This is a genomic window from Streptomyces sp. NPDC051315 (assembly GCF_044455165.1).
Taxonomy (GTDB): Bacteria; Actinomycetota; Actinomycetes; order Streptomycetales; family Streptomycetaceae; genus Streptomyces.
Window position 1 is genome coordinate 1 of sequence record NZ_JBITEN010000023.1, and the last position, 15291, is coordinate 15291.

13 protein-coding genes are annotated in these 15291 nt (G+C 72.5%); 7 read left to right on the top strand and 6 right to left on the bottom strand.

The window, feature by feature from the left end:
- Together ACIBBD_RS33130 and ACIBBD_RS33135 are read left to right on the top strand one after the other, a co-directional pair.
- Nucleotides 1–393: methylmalonyl-CoA mutase family protein (locus tag ACIBBD_RS33130; protein ID WP_399423267.1), on the top strand; the 393-nt coding region annotated here is incomplete at its 5' end.
- A gap of 94 nt (nucleotides 394–487) precedes the next feature.
- Complete coding sequence (locus tag ACIBBD_RS33135) at nucleotides 488–907, top strand: cobalamin B12-binding domain-containing protein (protein WP_399423268.1); 420 nt, start codon at nucleotides 488–490, stop codon at nucleotides 905–907.
- Here ACIBBD_RS33135 and ACIBBD_RS33140 read toward each other — a convergent pair.
- The gene (locus ACIBBD_RS33140; protein ID WP_399423269.1) at nucleotides 894–3395 is read right to left on the bottom strand and encodes a BTAD domain-containing putative transcriptional regulator; all 2502 of its coding nucleotides are present in this window, start codon (nucleotides 3393–3395) and stop codon (nucleotides 894–896) included. The two genes, ACIBBD_RS33135 and ACIBBD_RS33140, sit on opposite strands and share 14 nt — an antisense overlap.
- 447 nt (nucleotides 3396–3842) lie before the next feature.
- Between ACIBBD_RS33140 and ACIBBD_RS33145 the strand changes: the two genes are divergently transcribed.
- Nucleotides 3843–4472: a TetR family transcriptional regulator gene (locus tag ACIBBD_RS33145; RefSeq protein ID WP_399423270.1), complete on the top strand. Its 630-nt coding sequence runs from the start codon at nucleotides 3843–3845 to the stop codon at nucleotides 4470–4472.
- Nucleotides 4473–4908: 436 nt separating this feature from the next.
- Here ACIBBD_RS33145 and ACIBBD_RS33150 read toward each other — a convergent pair whose 3' ends face one another.
- The 3 genes from ACIBBD_RS33150 to ACIBBD_RS33160 all read right to left on the bottom strand — a co-directional run bounded on the left by ACIBBD_RS33150 (nucleotide 4909) and on the right by ACIBBD_RS33160 (nucleotide 7195).
- Nucleotides 4909–5547, bottom strand: a complete 639-nt coding sequence (locus tag ACIBBD_RS33150) for a ScbR family autoregulator-binding transcription factor (protein ID WP_399423271.1) — start codon at nucleotides 5545–5547, stop codon at nucleotides 4909–4911.
- Between the two features lie 158 nt (nucleotides 5548–5705).
- Nucleotides 5706–6479 (bottom strand): SDR family NAD(P)-dependent oxidoreductase, encoded by a 774-nt coding sequence (locus tag ACIBBD_RS33155; protein WP_399423272.1) that lies wholly within the window; start codon nucleotides 6477–6479, stop codon nucleotides 5706–5708.
- A complete protein-coding gene (locus ACIBBD_RS33160) occupies nucleotides 6476–7195 on the bottom strand; it encodes an HAD family phosphatase (RefSeq protein ID WP_399423273.1) in 720 nt (239 codons plus the stop codon). The genes ACIBBD_RS33155 and ACIBBD_RS33160 overlap by 4 nt, the downstream gene beginning before the upstream one ends.
- A gap of 505 nt (nucleotides 7196–7700) precedes the next feature.
- On the opposite strand from ACIBBD_RS33160, the gene ACIBBD_RS33165 reads away from it, so the two are divergent.
- The 3 genes from ACIBBD_RS33165 to ACIBBD_RS33175 all read left to right on the top strand — a co-directional run bounded on the left by ACIBBD_RS33165 (nucleotide 7701) and on the right by ACIBBD_RS33175 (nucleotide 10375).
- Nucleotides 7701–8675 carry a ScbA/BarX family gamma-butyrolactone biosynthesis protein gene (locus ACIBBD_RS33165; protein WP_399423274.1) on the top strand — a complete coding sequence of 325 codons (975 nt, stop codon included), beginning with the start codon at nucleotides 7701–7703 and terminating at the stop codon, nucleotides 8673–8675.
- A 420-nt stretch (nucleotides 8676–9095) separates the two neighbouring features.
- Nucleotides 9096–9449, top strand: a complete 354-nt coding sequence (locus ACIBBD_RS33170; RefSeq protein ID WP_399423275.1) for an STAS domain-containing protein — start codon at nucleotides 9096–9098, stop codon at nucleotides 9447–9449.
- On the top strand, nucleotides 9446–10375 hold the full coding sequence (locus tag ACIBBD_RS33175; protein ID WP_399423276.1) for an anti-sigma factor RsbA family regulatory protein: 930 nt from the start codon (nucleotides 9446–9448) through the stop codon (nucleotides 10373–10375). Before ACIBBD_RS33170 ends, ACIBBD_RS33175 begins: the two co-directional genes overlap by 4 nt.
- 386 nt (nucleotides 10376–10761) lie before the next feature.
- Here the strand turns inward: ACIBBD_RS33175 and ACIBBD_RS33180 are convergent, their stop codons facing one another.
- Nucleotides 10762–12279 carry a cellulose binding domain-containing protein gene (locus tag ACIBBD_RS33180; protein ID WP_399423277.1) on the bottom strand — a complete coding sequence of 506 codons (1518 nt, stop codon included), beginning with the start codon at nucleotides 12277–12279 and terminating at the stop codon, nucleotides 10762–10764.
- Nucleotides 12280–12515: 236 nt separating this feature from the next.
- Nucleotides 12516–13844, bottom strand: a complete 1329-nt coding sequence (locus ACIBBD_RS33185) for a radical SAM protein (protein WP_399423278.1) — start codon at nucleotides 13842–13844, stop codon at nucleotides 12516–12518.
- 147 nt (nucleotides 13845–13991) lie between these two features.
- On the opposite strand from ACIBBD_RS33185, the gene ACIBBD_RS33190 reads away from it, so the two are divergent.
- Nucleotides 13992–15242 carry a D-arabinono-1,4-lactone oxidase gene (locus ACIBBD_RS33190; RefSeq protein ID WP_399423279.1) on the top strand — a complete coding sequence of 417 codons (1251 nt, stop codon included), beginning with the start codon at nucleotides 13992–13994 and terminating at the stop codon, nucleotides 15240–15242.
- The last annotated feature ends 49 nt before the right edge of the window (nucleotides 15243–15291 follow it).

Consider the following 15291-nt stretch of genomic DNA (forward strand, 5'->3'; position numbering starts at 1 on the left):
GACCTCGGCGGCGCGGTCGCCGCGATCGAGCACGGCTTCCAGAAGCAGGAGATCGAACGCTCCGCCTACCGCATCGCCCAGGAGACCGACTCGGGCAAACGCGTCGTCGTCGGCGTCAACCGCTTCCAGCTCGACGAGGAGGAACCCTACGAGCCGCTGCGCGTCGACCCCGCCATCGAGGCCCAGCAGGCCCGACGCCTCGCCGCCCTCCGCGCCGAACGCGACCAGCAGGCCGTCGACACCGCCCTGACCGCGTTGAAGAAGGCCGCCGAGGGCGACGACAACGTCCTCTACCCGATGAAGGACGCCCTCAAGGCCCGCGCCACCATCGGCGAGGTCTGCAACGCCCTCCGCGACGTCTGGGGCACCTACTGCCCCACCGACAGCCTGTGACCCGACGGGCCTTGACCCGATAGGCCTCGGCCCGACGACCTCCGATCCGACGGGCCTCGACCCGACAGCCTCCGACCACGAACGGAACACGACCATGACCAAGTTCCCCTCACCGGCCGGTGGGCCGCTGCGCGTGCTCGTGGCCAAGCCGGGCCTCGACGGCCACGACCGCGGCGCCAAGGTCGTCGCCCGCGCGCTGCGTGACGCGGGCGTCGAGGTCGTCTACACGGGACTGCACCAGACGCCCCCGCAGATCGTGGCGACCGCGCTCCAGGAGGACGTGGACGCCATCGGACTGTCCGTCCTCTCCGGGGCCCACGTCCCCCTGTTCGGCAGGGTCGCCGAACTCCTGCGCGAGCACGACGCCACCGACATCACCCTGTTCGGCGGCGGCATCATCCCCGACGCCGACATACCGGCCCTCAAGGAACTGGGCGTCGCCGAGCTCTTCACCCCCGGTACGCCGACCCGGCGCATCGTCGACTGGGTGAAGGGCCATGTCAGGCAACGCTGAGCCGACGGGCCACAGGGCGGCCCCCGTCCGTGCCGGTGCCGTTCACCGTGGCGGCGCCGGTCCCGTTGCCGGTGCCCGTGCTCAGCGCCGGTGCGGTGACCCGGGCCCGCGCCGGAAGCAGGGACCGTCCGACGGGACCGAGGAGACGGTCGGCGACCCGGCCGGCGCGGGCGTCCATGCCGATCACGGTGGTGCAGTGGTGGCTGATCGCCAGACTCGCCCGACGGTTCAGGGAGGCCGGTGCGGCGCCCCCGACGACCAGGACGGGCAGGCGCCGCGCCCGGTCCGACAGGGTCTCCACGAAGTCGAGCAGCGCGTCGTCGGCCCCGTGCAGACCGTCGAGGATCAGCACGAGGGGCCGCTGTCCGGTCGCCATCTCGAGGAACTGGTACCAGCCGTCCAGTCGCTCCGCGGTGGTGAACCCGCGCCCGGCCCGGCCGGCGGCCGGATCGAGCAGCGGTTCGAGCCGGGACGCCAGCCGCAGTGCCCGGCCCGGGTCGGCGCACAGAGCGCGCAGCGTCGCGTCCAGCCGGCCGCGGGCCGTACGCGGGTCGTCCTCCGTCAGGATGCCGCAGTAGGCGGAGAGGATCGCCCGGTGCGGGCCGAACCGACCCTCCGTCGCCGCGGACGGCCGGCGCCGGACGACGACCTGGGCGCCGTGCGGATCCTCGGCCACGATCCGGCGGAAGTCGGCCAGGAACCGGGCCCGCGCCGTGTCGGAACTGTCCAGCACATACACCTGGTGCTGTCGCCGCCAGCGGGCGCTGTGCCCCATCAGGCTGAGCAGCAGGTCGAGTTCGCCCTCGTACTCGGTGTCCTCGCCGAGGTCCGCGGGGCCCGGCAGGCCCGTGTCGCCGAGGGCGTGACCCCACTGCAGGCGTCCGGCGGCGCCGCCGGACGGCCGGGTGCAGGAGCAGTCGTGCGCGACGGCCCCGTGGGTGACGGGGCAGACCTGGACCTCCCCGTCCGGTACGAGGGCGAGCATCGCCTGGCACTCGTGCAGCAGCGCCCCGCTGACCGACGGGGGCAGTACGGCGCCCTCCTCGTCGGTGCGGTGCCGCATGAACGCCTCGCCCGTCACGACGGCGGCCTTGATGACGACGTCCCCCGGGCCGTGGGCGTCACGCAGGGCGAGCGCGGCGCGCACCGCGCGCTCGGCGTGACCGTCGGCGGGCGGCAGCGCGGGGAACACACCGAGGGTGTCGGTGCCCATCGCGGCGACGACGGTGCCGCCCCGGCTCTCGATCTCCTGCCGGATCCGCGTGTCGACACGGTCGAGCACGGCGTCCGTGTCATCGCCCTGCCCGGCCTCGCCGGTGAGGCCGGTGCGCAGCATCAGCACGCTGACCTCCTGCCGCACCGGGGTGTCGGCGAGGGGCGGGGCCGCGGCCCGGGGGGCGTCGCCGGCGTCGGCGGTGGCCAGGGTGCCGGGGGTGCGGGGTGCGGGCACGGTGACGCGGGGCACGGTGGCGGCCGCGGGCGTGGTGGTACCGGCCGCGGCGGCAGCCGGCACGGCGATGACCGGCGCGGGACCGTTGGGCGCGGCGCCGTTCGGGAACCCGGCGGACGGGACGGCAGAGGCAGAGGGAGGAGCAGTAGCGGTGACCACGGCAGTGGGAGTGGCGGTGGGAGAGACACCCGTGGCAGGGAGGGCGCCGGCCGGGAGGGCGCCGGCCGACACGGCGGGGGCGGACAGGGCGGGGGCGGACAGGGTGACCGGCGAGGCCGGCGGCGGCACGTACTGCAGGGCGGGATCGTGCACCAGGATCGCCTGCTGCAGCATCTGCAGCTCACGTCCGGGTTCGAGCCCGAGGTCCTCCACCAGTGAGGAGCGCAGCCGGCTGTACACGCCGAGGGCGTCGGCCTGGCGGCCGCAGCGGTACAGGGCGCGCATGAGCTGGCCGCAGGAGCGCTCACGCAGCGGTTCGCTGTCGACGGCCGCCTCGATCTCGGAGAGCACCGTGTAGTGCCGCCCGCAGTCCAGCTCGGCCTCGAAGTAGTCCTCGAGGACATCCAGCCGGCTGTTCTGCACGGCCGTCAGCTCCGGCCACACGACCCCCACTTCGACGAGGTCGGAGAGGACGGCGCCGCGCCACAGTCCGAGGGCCTGACGCAGTCGCAGGGCCGCGTCGTCGGGCCGCCCCGCCGCGAGCTCGGCGCGGCCCTCCTCCACCATCCGCCGGAAGCAGTGCAGATCGATCCGCGCGGGATCCGTCTCCAGCGTGTACCCAGGGGACTGGGTGCGCAGGACGGCACCGCTCCCCGCCTCTTCGGGGGAAAGCTTCCTGCGCAGCCCCCAGACGGCGTTCTGCAGGATCTTGCGCGCCGTGACGGGGGCCTCCCCCACGCTCCACAGCGCGTTCAACAGCCTGGAGGTGGGGACCACTTGGTTGGGCTGCAGCAGGAGGAAGCCGAGCGTCGCCCGCTGCTTACTGCCCCCCAGATCGATCACCTGGCCGTCGGCCACGACCTCCAAGGGTCCGAGCATCCGAAACCACATCACTACCCCCGTAACAGGTGAGGTTCGCCAACGGGCGCACGCCCGGACGCTTCCACCGGCACAATACAAACCGATGGTCCGGTTTACAACCGGGTCAGGGTTCCAGCTCTTCACGAAAGCCACACAGGCAACAACAGGCCAGCAATTGGCCCGACTTTATGGCTATTTGCCCAGCTCTTACGGCCACATGAAGGCCACCGTCCCCCACCCTCGCTCCCGGAAGAGACACCCGCACTCACCCCCACGACACCCCTCCCGACCTCGAAAAACTAGATACTCATCCTGTTTTCGGCGATGCGGTGGGCCGATTACCGGGCGATGACCGCCGCCGGGGTTACCGACGAGTGACGGATCCGAGAACGACGCGTTCCCGGGGTTCTGCTTCCATGGGGCTCGGCTTCCACGACCCGAGAGAACTGCGAGATGAGCCGCCTCATGAGACAAGTGCGAGCAGAGGAGACACGCAACGCGCTGCTCCTGGCCGCGGCCCGGATGTTCGACCGCGAGGGCTACGACAGGACCACGCTCGCCGCGATCAGCGACCTCGCCGCGGTGAGCAAGGGCGCACTCTCGTTCCACTTCAGCAGCAAGGCCGAACTCGCCGACGCCGTCCAGTACCTGTCCTGCGAGCGCGCCCGAGCCGAACTCGGCGCACTGGACGATCCGACCGTCCCCGCGATCGAGGCTCTGGCGGCCGTGGTGCGGGCGGCGGCGCACGGACTGGCGACGGACCCCCTGGCCCGGGCCGGCCTCCGCCTGGTCCGCGAGCGCGGCACGTCCCCCACCTCCGCCCTGGACTGCCGGCAGGCCTGGCGCACCGCGCTGGAACGCGTGGTACTGCGCGCCTACGAGGAGAGAAGCCTGCGCCCCGGCGTCAACCCCACCACCGTCGTCGACCTGGCCCTGGCCCTGGTCCTCCACCAGGAGGCGGTACTCCCCGACCGCGACCGGGACTCCTGGCTGACGGACGTCTGGAACCTGGTCCTCCCCGCACTGACCCACCCCACAGCCCCCACCCGAACCACCCCGGCCCTCACCACCGGCGGAGAACCCAGCGGCAGGTGAGCGGGAGGGACCGGCACGGCGACTGAGCGGGAGAGGTGCCGCGGCAACCGACCGGGGTGAGGGGCGGCCGACGGTCCGGACCGGACGGGGTGCGGGGCCGACCCGACGCCCCGGGGGGTCCGGGGCGGAGCTCCCGCGCGGGGTCCGGGGCGGAGCCCCGGGGCTTGACCCCTCACCCCGCCGAGCCGGACGGGCGGCCGACGGGCGGGCGGGCGATCAAGGTCGCCCAGGTGCAGGTGAACAAGGCCGGCGACGGGCTGACACCCCCGGGTCCGGCAGGGCGAAGAGCCCCCGGGCGCGGGGTGCAGAGCCCCCGGGCCGCAGGGACCGAGATCCCCGCACGGGTCCGGGGCGGAGCCCCGCGGCGTGACCCCTCACCCCGCCGAGCCGGACGGGCGGGCGGGTGGGCAGGACCCGCGTACACGCGGACCGCCTCCTACACCCCCCGAACCTCCTCCAGCACCCTCGTCCCCCGATCCGGCCCGAAGTCCAGCTGGGCGAAGATCGCCGGCAGCGCCACGCTCGGCAGCGTGTACCCGAAGATCATCGAGATGCGCTCCTCCAGGTCCTTCCACCCGGACGTCATCTCGGAGACGACCTGCGCCCCGATCCAGGAGCTGACCAGGAAACGACCCAGGTCGGCGGGGACGACGTGCGGATACACCTCGCCGTGTTCCTTCGCCGCGGCGACGACACCGGCGAACCGCTGCGCCCACGCCTCCCACGGCCCGTCGTCCATCAGTTCCTGCAACTGGGGCTCCATGGCCAGCTTGGCGCCGGCGCGCAGCATCATCTCCTGGGGCAGCCGGCACGCCAGCGCCATCGCCTCGTCCACCAGTTCCTGCAGCTTGTAGGTGCGCGGCGGATAGCCCTGTTCGGTCACCTGCTGGGCGAAGATCCCCTGGACCAGTTCCTCCTTGGAGGAGAAGTGGAAGTACAGGGCTCCCCTGGTGACGTGGGCCTTCTCGAGGATCTGGGCGATGCTGGCACCGTGGTAACCATGCTGCGCGAAGACCTCTGCCGCCGCTTCCAGAATTGCTCCGCGGGTTCGGATTCCGCGCACTTGCTGGGCCATGCCGTGACCTCCCGTCCGCGCCATGCCGCCCCCTTCGGCTGACACGGATCCCCGAGTCCGGTCGTACAGAGCACGCCGGAGAAAAGAAACCAGATGACTAGTACTTTATCAACTTCGGACACCGGGTCGCGCCCGGCCGTCGATCCCTCACCTCTCCTTCACCAGGCACCCGCCCCGCCGTCGACGGACAGCGTGGCGCCGGTGACGAAACTGGCGAGGTCGCTGCAGAGCCAGGCCGCGGCCTGCGCCACCTCTTCCGGCTCGGCCACCCTGGCCTGAGGATTGCGGCGCCGCATCCGTTCCTCCGCCCCGGGATCACGGGCGAAGACCCCTTCGGACATCTCCGACCGGGTGAGACCGGTGGCGAGGGCGTTCACCCGGATCCCGTGCCCGGCGTACTGCGCCGCCGCCGACTTGGTCAGCCCGAGGACGGCGTGCTTGGCGGCGACGTAGGAGGGCCCGGCGGAGGTGGCGCGCAGTCCGGCCACACTGCTGTTGTTGACGATCGCGCCGCCCACGCCGCTCGCGATCATGGCCCTGATCTGGTGCTTCATGCACAGCCAGACGCCACGGAAGTTCACGTCGAGCACTGTGTCGAACTGCGCCTCGTCGGTCTCGTGCAGCAGCGCCGGCTCGGTCACCACGCCCGCGTTGTTGAAGGCGGCGTGGAGTGCGCCGTACCGCCGTACCGCGGCGTCGACCGCGCGGACCACGTCGTCGGCGTCCGTGACGTCCCCCTGGACGCAGGAGACTTCGGCTCCCTTGTCCCTCAGTTCGTCGGCCAGCAGCCCGAGTCGCTGCGTGCGACGCGCCATGAGCACGAGCGCGGCCCCCTGTTGGGCCCCCACCCGGGCGGCGGCGGCTCCGATCCCGCTGCTGGCCCCGGTGATCATCATGACCTTGCCGGCCAGCATGCCCCCCTGCTCTCTCATATGGCGGCCCGCTCCCGTATGCCGTCCCACACGGTGCCGGCCGCCGCCTCGGCGTCGATCCGGCGCAGCAGCGGCTCGTCGATCTCGTCGAGCGCGCCGACCAGGTGCCGCACTCCGGCCTCCCGCATGAGCCGGCGCTGGTGGCCGTGCGGGAAGTCACTGGGGTGGCCGATGAACGGGACCCCGAGCTCCCTGGCCGTCTCGGCGACCCGGGCGACGTCGTCCACGAACAGGACCTCGTGGTGGTCGAGTCCGGCCAGCTCGACGGTGATCTCGTGGATGCCGGGCCGGAAGTCGTTGGTGCACACGTAACCGGGCGCGTCGAACAGGTCGGCGACGTCGCCGAGGTACCGCTCGAAGTGGGAGGCGTCGAGCCCGCCGTAGCAGATCGTCCGCAGGCCGAGCCGGCGCAGCCTGCGCAGCAGTTCCACGGCGCCGTCCAGGATGCGGACGGGGTGGTCGCGGAGGTACCGCTCCCGCTCGCGCAGGTAGATCCCGATCGTCTCCGCCGGGGAGGTCGGCAGCCCGCCGGCCTCGGCGAGCACCCGGCCCGCGACCAGCTGCGGCTGGGAGAAGATCCGGCGTTCCAGTTCGGCGGAGTAGGTGCCGCCCCTGCTGGTCACGAAGTGGTGGATGACCGGACTGAACGTGTCGTTGAGCAGCACGCCGTCGATGTTGAGTGCGGCCAGACGGAGCGTACCGAGATGCTCGGACAAGGGAACTCCCCTCTCTGCGGACAGGCGCGGACCGCCCGCCACGACAACGCGACGGACTTACAAACCAGATGACCGGTCCAGATACTCACACGGTCGTCCACGAAACGTCCACGGATTCGGACTCTTCGTCTCGGATCCCAGATAGCCGCGGCTCACCCCGGCCCGCCCCCGCGACACGACCGGCCCACCCGCCCGCCCCGCACGCCGACGCCCTGCCGACCGCATATGCACTCCGATTGCGGGCGCACATGGGTGCGTTGACGTGCTGTGGAGGCGCTCCGGGGACAGCCCCCGGCGGCACAGCGGCCGTCCATCCTCTCCGTCGACTCCCGCTCCGCCCCCGGATCGGCCTCCCTCGAAAACCTGGAAAAAAAACCGATCAGTCTGTACTGTAACGGCCGTCGCGCCCCGAGCACTCGTTCTCTTGCTCGGTTCGGCCCGTCCGAGCCGCACCTGTGTTCCGGCAGCACCCACTTCACACAACGCCCCTGGGGGAGAGGCACATATGACTACCTTTGCCCGCATCGGTAGCAGCGTCACGGAATACCAGGCACCACAGGCATCACCCCACCGGCCTCCGCGAGAGGACCTGGGCCCGCTCACCACGACCGTCCCGAAGGAGTACGTCCACCGCGCGGCGGTCACCGAGGTGTTCCTCACCGGCTGGCGGCAGACCGACACCGACGCCTGCACGGTCACGGCCCAGTGGCCGCGGGCCCACGTGTTCTACGGCCCCTCGTACGGTCTGCACGACCCGCTGCTCTTCGTCGAGACGCTCCGCCAGACCGTGCCGCTGCTGTCCCACGCCGTCTACGGCGCGCCCATGGACCACAAGCAGATATGGCAGCGGCTGCAGGTCGCGCTCGACCCGACGGCGCTGTACGCGGGCCCGACCCCCGCGGCGCTCGAACTGCACGTGCGCTGCACGGAGGTCGAGCGGCGGGCCGGTGTCCTGCGCGGGATGCGGATCGACGTCACCGCGACGCGCGACGGGCACCGCCTCGGCACCGCGTCGACGTCCTTCACCTCCCACAGCAGGGCGCTCTACCGGCGGCTGAGGGGGGAGTACGGGGACGCCGACGCGGCGATGGCGAACGCCGTCGCCATGCCGGCACCGATCCGTCCCGAGCTCGTCGGCCGGGACCGCCGGGACGACGTGGTCCTCGCCAACCGGGACCGCGACGGCCGCTGGCAGCTGCGCGTGCACACCCTGCACCCGGTGATCTTCGACCACCCCAACGACCACGCGCCCGGCATGCTGCTCCTGGAGGCGGCCCGGCAGGCGGTCCAGCACCACGTGGGTCCGGTGCCGGTCCTCGCCACCGGCATGGAGGCGGCCTTCCACCGCTACGTGGAGCTCGACGCGCCGGCCTGGGTGGCCGCCACCTCCCTCGCCGACGGCCGGGTCCGCGTCGTCGTCGAGCAGGACGACGCCCTCGCCTTCGAGTGCGTCGTCACCCCGTCCCACCCGGCGGGCTGACCGCCGGACCGTCCTCGACGCGCCGGGTGCGGACCGAGCGGCCCTCGGCCCGCACCCGGTGGGCGTACGCCGACCGCGCCCGGTGGGCGTACGCCGCGCCCCCGTGTTCCCGCCCCGCCCGCCGAACCCCCTGCCTCCCGTCACCCGGCCGCACGCCCCTCCGCCACCCGGCCGCACGCCCCTCCGCCGTCCCCCTCTCCCGTTACTCCCGCCCCCTGTTCTCCTCCGTAGTGATCGACGACACACATGACCGCGCCGTCGGCGGGAAGCCGCACAGAGGAAGCAGCACGGCGCCCGGGCGATGGCCGACCCCGACGGCGCCCCGGTGCGCGGTAGGCTGCCTGACCGGAACGGGTCGTCTTCCGTCGTGCCGCGCCGGGGACGAACGGGCGGGTCGGCGGATTGCTGAGGAGACCGGGTGTGGAGCACACAAAGGGCAGGGGAGCACCCGCTCCGGCGCACGGCGCTGCCGTGCTGGAGGTGAGCCCGTTGTCCGGCCGTCCCGGAATACGCGTCAGCGGGGACATCGGTGTCCTCACCCGCCCCTCCTGGGAGGCGGCTCTGGCCGACCTGGCCCGGCGGCACACGGAGGTGTCGTACGTGGAGCTGTCGCGGGTCGGGTTCGTCGACGTGGCCGGGGTGTCGGCGCTCGCGGTCACGGCCATGAACCTGCCGGCCGGACGGGTCGTGGTGGAACACCCGCCGCCCCAGGTGCCACGGGTGCTGGCACTGTTCTGGCCGACTCTGCGTGGGATCGAGGTGGCACCCCGATGAGCTCCGTGGCCCTCAACGAGATGTTCGCGCACCCGGCGTTGTTCTACCGCACCGGACAGGAGTACGCCGAGCAGACGGTCTCCTTCGTACGGGACGGCCTGGCCGCGGGTGAGCCCGTGGCGGTGGCCGTACCCGGCCCCAACCTGGAACTGATCAGGTCCGGGCTGGGAGCGGACGCCCAGGACGTCCTCCTCCTGGACATGACAGAAGCGGGCCGCAACCCGGGGCGCATCATCCCCGGAGTCCTCAGGGCCTTCGCCGACTCCCACCCCGAGAAGCGGGTGCGGATCATCGGCGAGCCGATCTGGGCCGGACGCAGCCCGGTGGAGTACCCGGCGTGCGCGCAGCACGAGGCGTTGATCAACGCCGCCTTCGAGGGCCGTGCGGCGACGATCCTGTGTCCGTACGACGAGTCCCGGCTGGACGCGGAGGTCCTGGCCGACGCCCGGGTCACGCATCCCACCGTCATCACCGGCGGTCGTGAGCAGGTCAGCGGGGTCTACGACTGGCAGGCCGTCGTCGCCCGGTACAACGAGGCGCTGGTGCCCGCCGCGGACGCCGCCGTCTTCCCCTTCGGCGCCGAGGAGCTTCCCGAGGCCCGCCACTTCGCCGTGGGCCGGGCCGGCCTGCTGGGCCTGACCGGACAGCGGCTGCAGGACGTCGAGCTGGCGGTCGCGGAGCTGACCACCAACAGTGTCGTCCACGGCGGCGGCCGGGGCACCGTGCACATCTGGGCCGAGGCGGGACAGGTGGTGTGTGAGGTCCGTGACCGGGGGCGGCTGATCGATCCGCTCGCCGGGCGCAGGCCGCCGACGCGGGGTCAGATCGGCGGCCGGGGCCTGATGCTCGTCCACTACGTGGCGGATCTGGTGCGCGTGCACACCTCGGACGAGGGCACCGCCGTCCGCTTCTACCTCAGCCACTGAGACGGCGCGACCGCTGAGACGGCGCACCGGCCGAGACGGCGATCCCCAGCACCGGGACGGCCGTCCCCGGCCCTCCGGTCACCGGTCCCAGGGTCCTGGGCAGCACCCGTTCACTCTCGGACGGCTTGTGCCGGCGCTGAACCCGCTCCTGGTGACCGCCGGAACAGGCGGCGGTCACCGGGTCGCACCCCGGGCGACGACGCGGGCGGGCCGCGCCTGCCGGGTTCGCGCACGTCGTCTGCTTGGCATCCCGGCGCGCCCCCACCCGGTGCTCGGCCCCCGCCCGGCACTCGCCGCACCCCGCCCGGTGCTCGGCGTCCCCAAGAGCAGTCGGTGCGCCACCGGGCGGTCGGCGCACTGGATCAGGTGCCCGCTCAGGCAACCGCTCAGGCGCCGGATCGGCCGGTGCAGGCCCTGCCGTTGAGGCTGAAGCCGTACGGCGCGCTGTTCCGGTCCTGCCAGGAGGCGAGGAAGCCGAAGGTGAGGGAGCCGTCGGCGGGGACGTTCTTGTTGTAGTCGGCGGCGGTGGCGGTGACGCGGGAGCCGTGCTGGGAGAACCTGGCGTCCCACATCTGGTCGACCTGCTGGCCGTCGCGGAAGGACCAGGAGACGCTCCAGGAGGCGAGGGCCTCCTCGGTGGTGACGGTGACCGTGGCCTGGAAGCCGTCGGGCCACTGGTTGACCAGGTCGTAGTCGACCGCGCAGGCCGCCGCCCGCCCGGACGCGCCGGTGCCGGCGGTGGACGAGGTGGTGCCCTGGGGTTCGGGATCGGGTTTGTCCGTCGTCGGGGTCGGGCCGCTGTCGGAGGGCTCGGGCGCGCCGGAGCCGGTCGACGATTCCGACGGGTTCGACGGGCCCGACGGGTCGGAGGGGTCGGGGACGGCGGACGGCAGGGACGGGCTGCCGGGGCCCGCCACCGGGGTGCTGTCGGTGGGCGAACCGCCCTGCGCGGCGGTGTCGCCGCTGCCGCCGAACGGCATCAGCGACACGGCTAGGGCCAGCACGGAGACGAGGCCGGCGGCGACGAGGAGCCCGCCCCGCAGGGCGCGCGCCCGGCTCGCGGCGGGGTCCACCGGTTCGCCGTCCGGGTCCGGTGTGTCGGGACGTCCGGCGCCCATCCGGACCTCGGCGGCGCGGCGGCGGCGCTCCAGGTAGGCGAGGCCGCCCCAGCCGATCACCCCGCCGGCCAGGGCGGCGGGCAGCCCGCCGCCGTGCAGGCGCAGACAGGCGGCGGCCTCCGCGCAGTCCACGCAGGTGGCGAGGTGCCGGGAGAGGTCCTCGGGGGTGTCGGCGACGGGTGAGCGGGTGACGGCGTCGAGGAGCCGGACGTAGCTGCGGCACTCGGCGTCCATCGGCGTGTCGAGGTGGTTGCGGTGGCAGCGGTCCCGGAACAGGCCGCGGACCTGGTTCAGCTCCTCCATCGCGGCGGCCGGGTCCAGCCCCTGCCGGCGGGCGACGGCGCGCAGCGGCAGCGCCTCCACCTCCGCCAGCCACAGCAGCGCGGCGTCCGGTTCCTGCATGTCGCGCAGGCCGCGCAGGGCGATGGGGCGGCTCAGCGGCGGGCCGGTGTAGCGGGCGGCCTTGTCCGAGTTCAGCCACAGGCGCAGGTCGGGGTCGAGTTTGTGGCCCTGCCCCTGCGCCTCCCAGGCGGCCGCCGTGGTGCGTACGGCGGTCAGCAGCAGGGGGATCCGGGGCAGCCGGGACGAGCGGCGGCCGGCGCTGTGCCGGGAACCGTCCTCGGCGGCACGGGCCTCGCGTATGCCGAGCGCGAACGCCTCGCGGGCCAGTTGGTTGGCCGCGGTCGAGCCGGACGTGCACAGGTCGGCGTACGACAGAACGGCGTCCCAGCACTCCGAGAACAGCGCGGCCTCGGCGGCGTCCTTCGGGGTCGGCAGGTCGGGCATGGGTCTCCTGCATCCACAAGCGAGGTCAACTCACCATGACGGCAATGGAGTTGGGGGGAACCTCGCGGCAGGGGCAGAGCTTTTCACGACTTCCGCACAACTGACAAGCGCCCTGTTCGGATGTCCGGACAGGACGGACGCGCCCCACGACTTCGGCCTTTCGTGGCTGTCGTACGGGCGCGGACCGCCCTGTGACTCAATGCCGTGCCGTTCGTTTGAACGTCGTCACCAGAACGTTATCGAACGGTGGCGGTTTCCGGCTCCTGCGCCGGAAGGCTGTCCATGAAGGAGCTGACGGAGAAGACGGCGCGGCCGGGGCCGGGCGGGCCGTAGCCGGGGGGCGAGGACAGGCCGAAGTCGTCCATCGTGGCGCGGTAGGCCTCCAGCAGGCGGATGTGGTACTCCAGCGGCGCGCCCTGCGGGTTGGCCTTGCCGAGGGGGGTCGTCGGCTCCGGGCACCAGGTGGTGAAGCGCGGGGTGATGCCGTGCGACATGAAGAACCGCAGGCCCTCCGTGGTCGAGGCGATCGCCTCGTCGACCGTCGTGAAGCCGAACGGCTCGGCCATCTCGACGCCCGCGACGAAGTTCGGGATGACGTTGCGCGCGCCGAAGACCTCGGCCGAGTCGAGGATCCGCCGGTGCCACTCGTCGCGGCCGACGTAGCGCTCCTTGCCCGGGCAGTACAGCTCGAACAGGCGGCGGTCCCACACCTCGTAGTTGGGGTGGTAGATCTGCACCCCGTAGTCCTTGAACCGCTGCACGTCGTCGCGCGGGAGGGCCTGGGCGACGACCTTGCCGATCCAGCGGCCCGGGAAGCGTTCCTCGATGGCCTTGGCGTAGTGGCCGTAGAAGTCGGCCTCGTCGCGGCCGGCGACCGTCTTGGTGATGGCGCCGCCGGTGAGGGTGTAGGCGGTGGACGCCCTGGCGGTGTCGTACCGGTCGATGATCTCCAGCGCCTCGAGGACCTCCTCGACGTCCTTGACCCCCGTGTACGGCCGGCCGGCGGCCTTGTGCTGGCGCCAGTTGTGGTTGATGTCGCAGTACTGGCACTCCTCCTTGGCGCCGAAATACTGGCAGACCCGGAAGACGGTGAGGTAGATCAGGTAGCCCCACTGGATGGTCGGGGCGACCTCCATCACGGACTTCCCGTTGGAGAGGGTGTGCCGGTAGTACTCGGGCATGGGCGGCACGCCGACGTCGGCGATGCGCTTCCCGTCCAGGTAGAGCCCGAGCAGCCCCGCGTCGTCCGCCGCGACGCGGTACGGCGAGGAGGGGTTCACCCGGACCGACACGACCGTCCGCCGCAGGTCGTACGGGCCGCCGGTGAGGATGATCTCCTCCGGCGGACGCCTCAGCGCGGCCTCGCCCAGCTCGGGGAGGGTTCCGTGGTCGAAGGAGAAGATGAAGTACGACTTCGGCTTGACCTCGCCCGTCTCGTTGTCGCTGAGGGCGGACGGGTCGAAGGCCACGCCTCCGCGCAGCAGGTCCTCCTTGAAGACGGCCTCCCGCGGCACATGCGGAAACCGCTCCATCAAGTCCTCGACCAGCGCGGTACGGCTGTCCATCCGTCTCTCCTCCCGGCTCAGGCGTACGACTCCTCACGGTATGCCCCTGCCCGGGCGGGGGTGGGGGCGGGGGGCCTCGTGTTGTCGGCACGGTAGGTTTCACCTGGGGATCTGTGAGTTCTCGTTCTCCTCGGGAGGGGCGACCGCATGGCCGAGACCGTGACCAACTGGGCGGGCAACATCACTTTCGCGGCCACGGAGCTGCACCGCCCGCCCACGCTCGACGCGCTGTGCTCGCTCGTCGCCGGCAGTACCCGGGTGCGGGTCCTGGGCAGCGGGCACTCCTTCAACGAGATCGCCGCGCCGGATGCCGACGGGGTACTGCTGTCGCTGGACGCCCTGCCCGTCGACATCGACGTCGACACGACGGCCCGGACCGTGCGGGTCGGAGGCGGCGTGCGGTACGCCGAGCTGGCCCGGCGGGTGCACGCGCACGGGCTCGCGCTGCCGAACATGGCCTCGCTGCCGCACATCTCGGTGGCCGGGTCGGTGGCGACCGGCACGCACGGGTCGGGGGTGCGCAACGGCTCCCTCGCCGCCGCCGTGCGCGAGGTGGAGATCGTCACCGCGCCGGGGACGCCCGGCGTCATGGGGCGGGACGACAAGCGGTTCGGCGGCGTCGTGACCTCGCTGGGCGCCCTCGGTGTCGTCACCGCGCTCACCCTCGACCTGGAGCCCGCGTTCGAGGTCGAGCAGCACGTGTTCACCGAACTCCCCCTGGACGGGTTGGACTTCGAGACGGTGGCGGGTGCCGCGTACAGCGTCAGCCTGTTCACCGACTGGCGGGCGCCAGGATTCCGGCAGGTGTGGCTGAAGCGGCGCACCGACCAGCCCCTGGCCGACTTCCCGTGGGCCGAGCCGGCCACGGAGGCGCTGCACCCGGTGCCGGGGATGCCCGCGGTCAACTGCACCGAGCAGTTCGGGGTGCCGGGGCCGTGGCACGAGCGGCTGCCGCACTTCCGGGCGGAGTTCACGCCGAGCAGCGGAAACGAGCTGCAGAGCGAGTATCTGCTGCCGCGCGGGCATGCCGTCGACGCGCTGCACGCGATCGACGGGATCCGGGAGACGGTCGCCGGTGTCCTGCAGACCTGCGAGGTGCGGACCGTCGCCGCCGACGAACAGTGGCTCAGCCCCGCGTACGGGCGCGACTCGGTCGCCCTGCACTTCACGTGGGTGGCGGACACGGAGGCCGTGCTGCCCGTCGTCCGGGAGCTGGAGAGCGTGCTGGAACCGTTCGCGCCGCGGCCGCACTGGGGCAAGGTCTTCGCCATGCCGGCCGAGGTGGTGCGCGGGCGGTATCCGCGGATCGACGACTTCCGGGCGCTGGTGCGGCAGGTGGATCCCTCGGGGACGTTCACCAACGCGTTCCTGACGGACGTCCTCGGCCTCACCCGGTGAGGCACCTCCGCACTTCGTAAACCCCCTTTCCTAACCCCTTGTCGAACCT

Coding starts and splice junctions, on each gene's coding strand:
- ACIBBD_RS33135 (WP_399423268.1), top strand. CDS start 488: ATGACCAAGTTCCCCTCACCGGCCGGTGGGCCGCTGCGCGTGCTCGTG.
- ACIBBD_RS33140 (WP_399423269.1), bottom strand. CDS start 3,395: ATGCTCGGACCCTTGGAGGTCGTGGCCGACGGCCAGGTGATCGATCTG.
- ACIBBD_RS33145 (WP_399423270.1), top strand. CDS start 3,843: ATGAGACAAGTGCGAGCAGAGGAGACACGCAACGCGCTGCTCCTGGCC.
- ACIBBD_RS33150 (WP_399423271.1), bottom strand. CDS start 5,547: ATGGCCCAGCAAGTGCGCGGAATCCGAACCCGCGGAGCAATTCTGGAA.
- ACIBBD_RS33155 (WP_399423272.1), bottom strand. CDS start 6,479: ATGAGAGAGCAGGGGGGCATGCTGGCCGGCAAGGTCATGATGATCACC.
- ACIBBD_RS33165 (WP_399423274.1), top strand. CDS start 7,701: ATGACTACCTTTGCCCGCATCGGTAGCAGCGTCACGGAATACCAGGCA.
- ACIBBD_RS33175 (WP_399423276.1), top strand. CDS start 9,446: ATGAGCTCCGTGGCCCTCAACGAGATGTTCGCGCACCCGGCGTTGTTC.
- ACIBBD_RS33180 (WP_399423277.1), bottom strand. CDS start 12,279: ATGCCCGACCTGCCGACCCCGAAGGACGCCGCCGAGGCCGCGCTGTTC.
- ACIBBD_RS33185 (WP_399423278.1), bottom strand. CDS start 13,844: ATGGACAGCCGTACCGCGCTGGTCGAGGACTTGATGGAGCGGTTTCCG.
- ACIBBD_RS33190 (WP_399423279.1), top strand. CDS start 13,992: ATGGCCGAGACCGTGACCAACTGGGCGGGCAACATCACTTTCGCGGCC.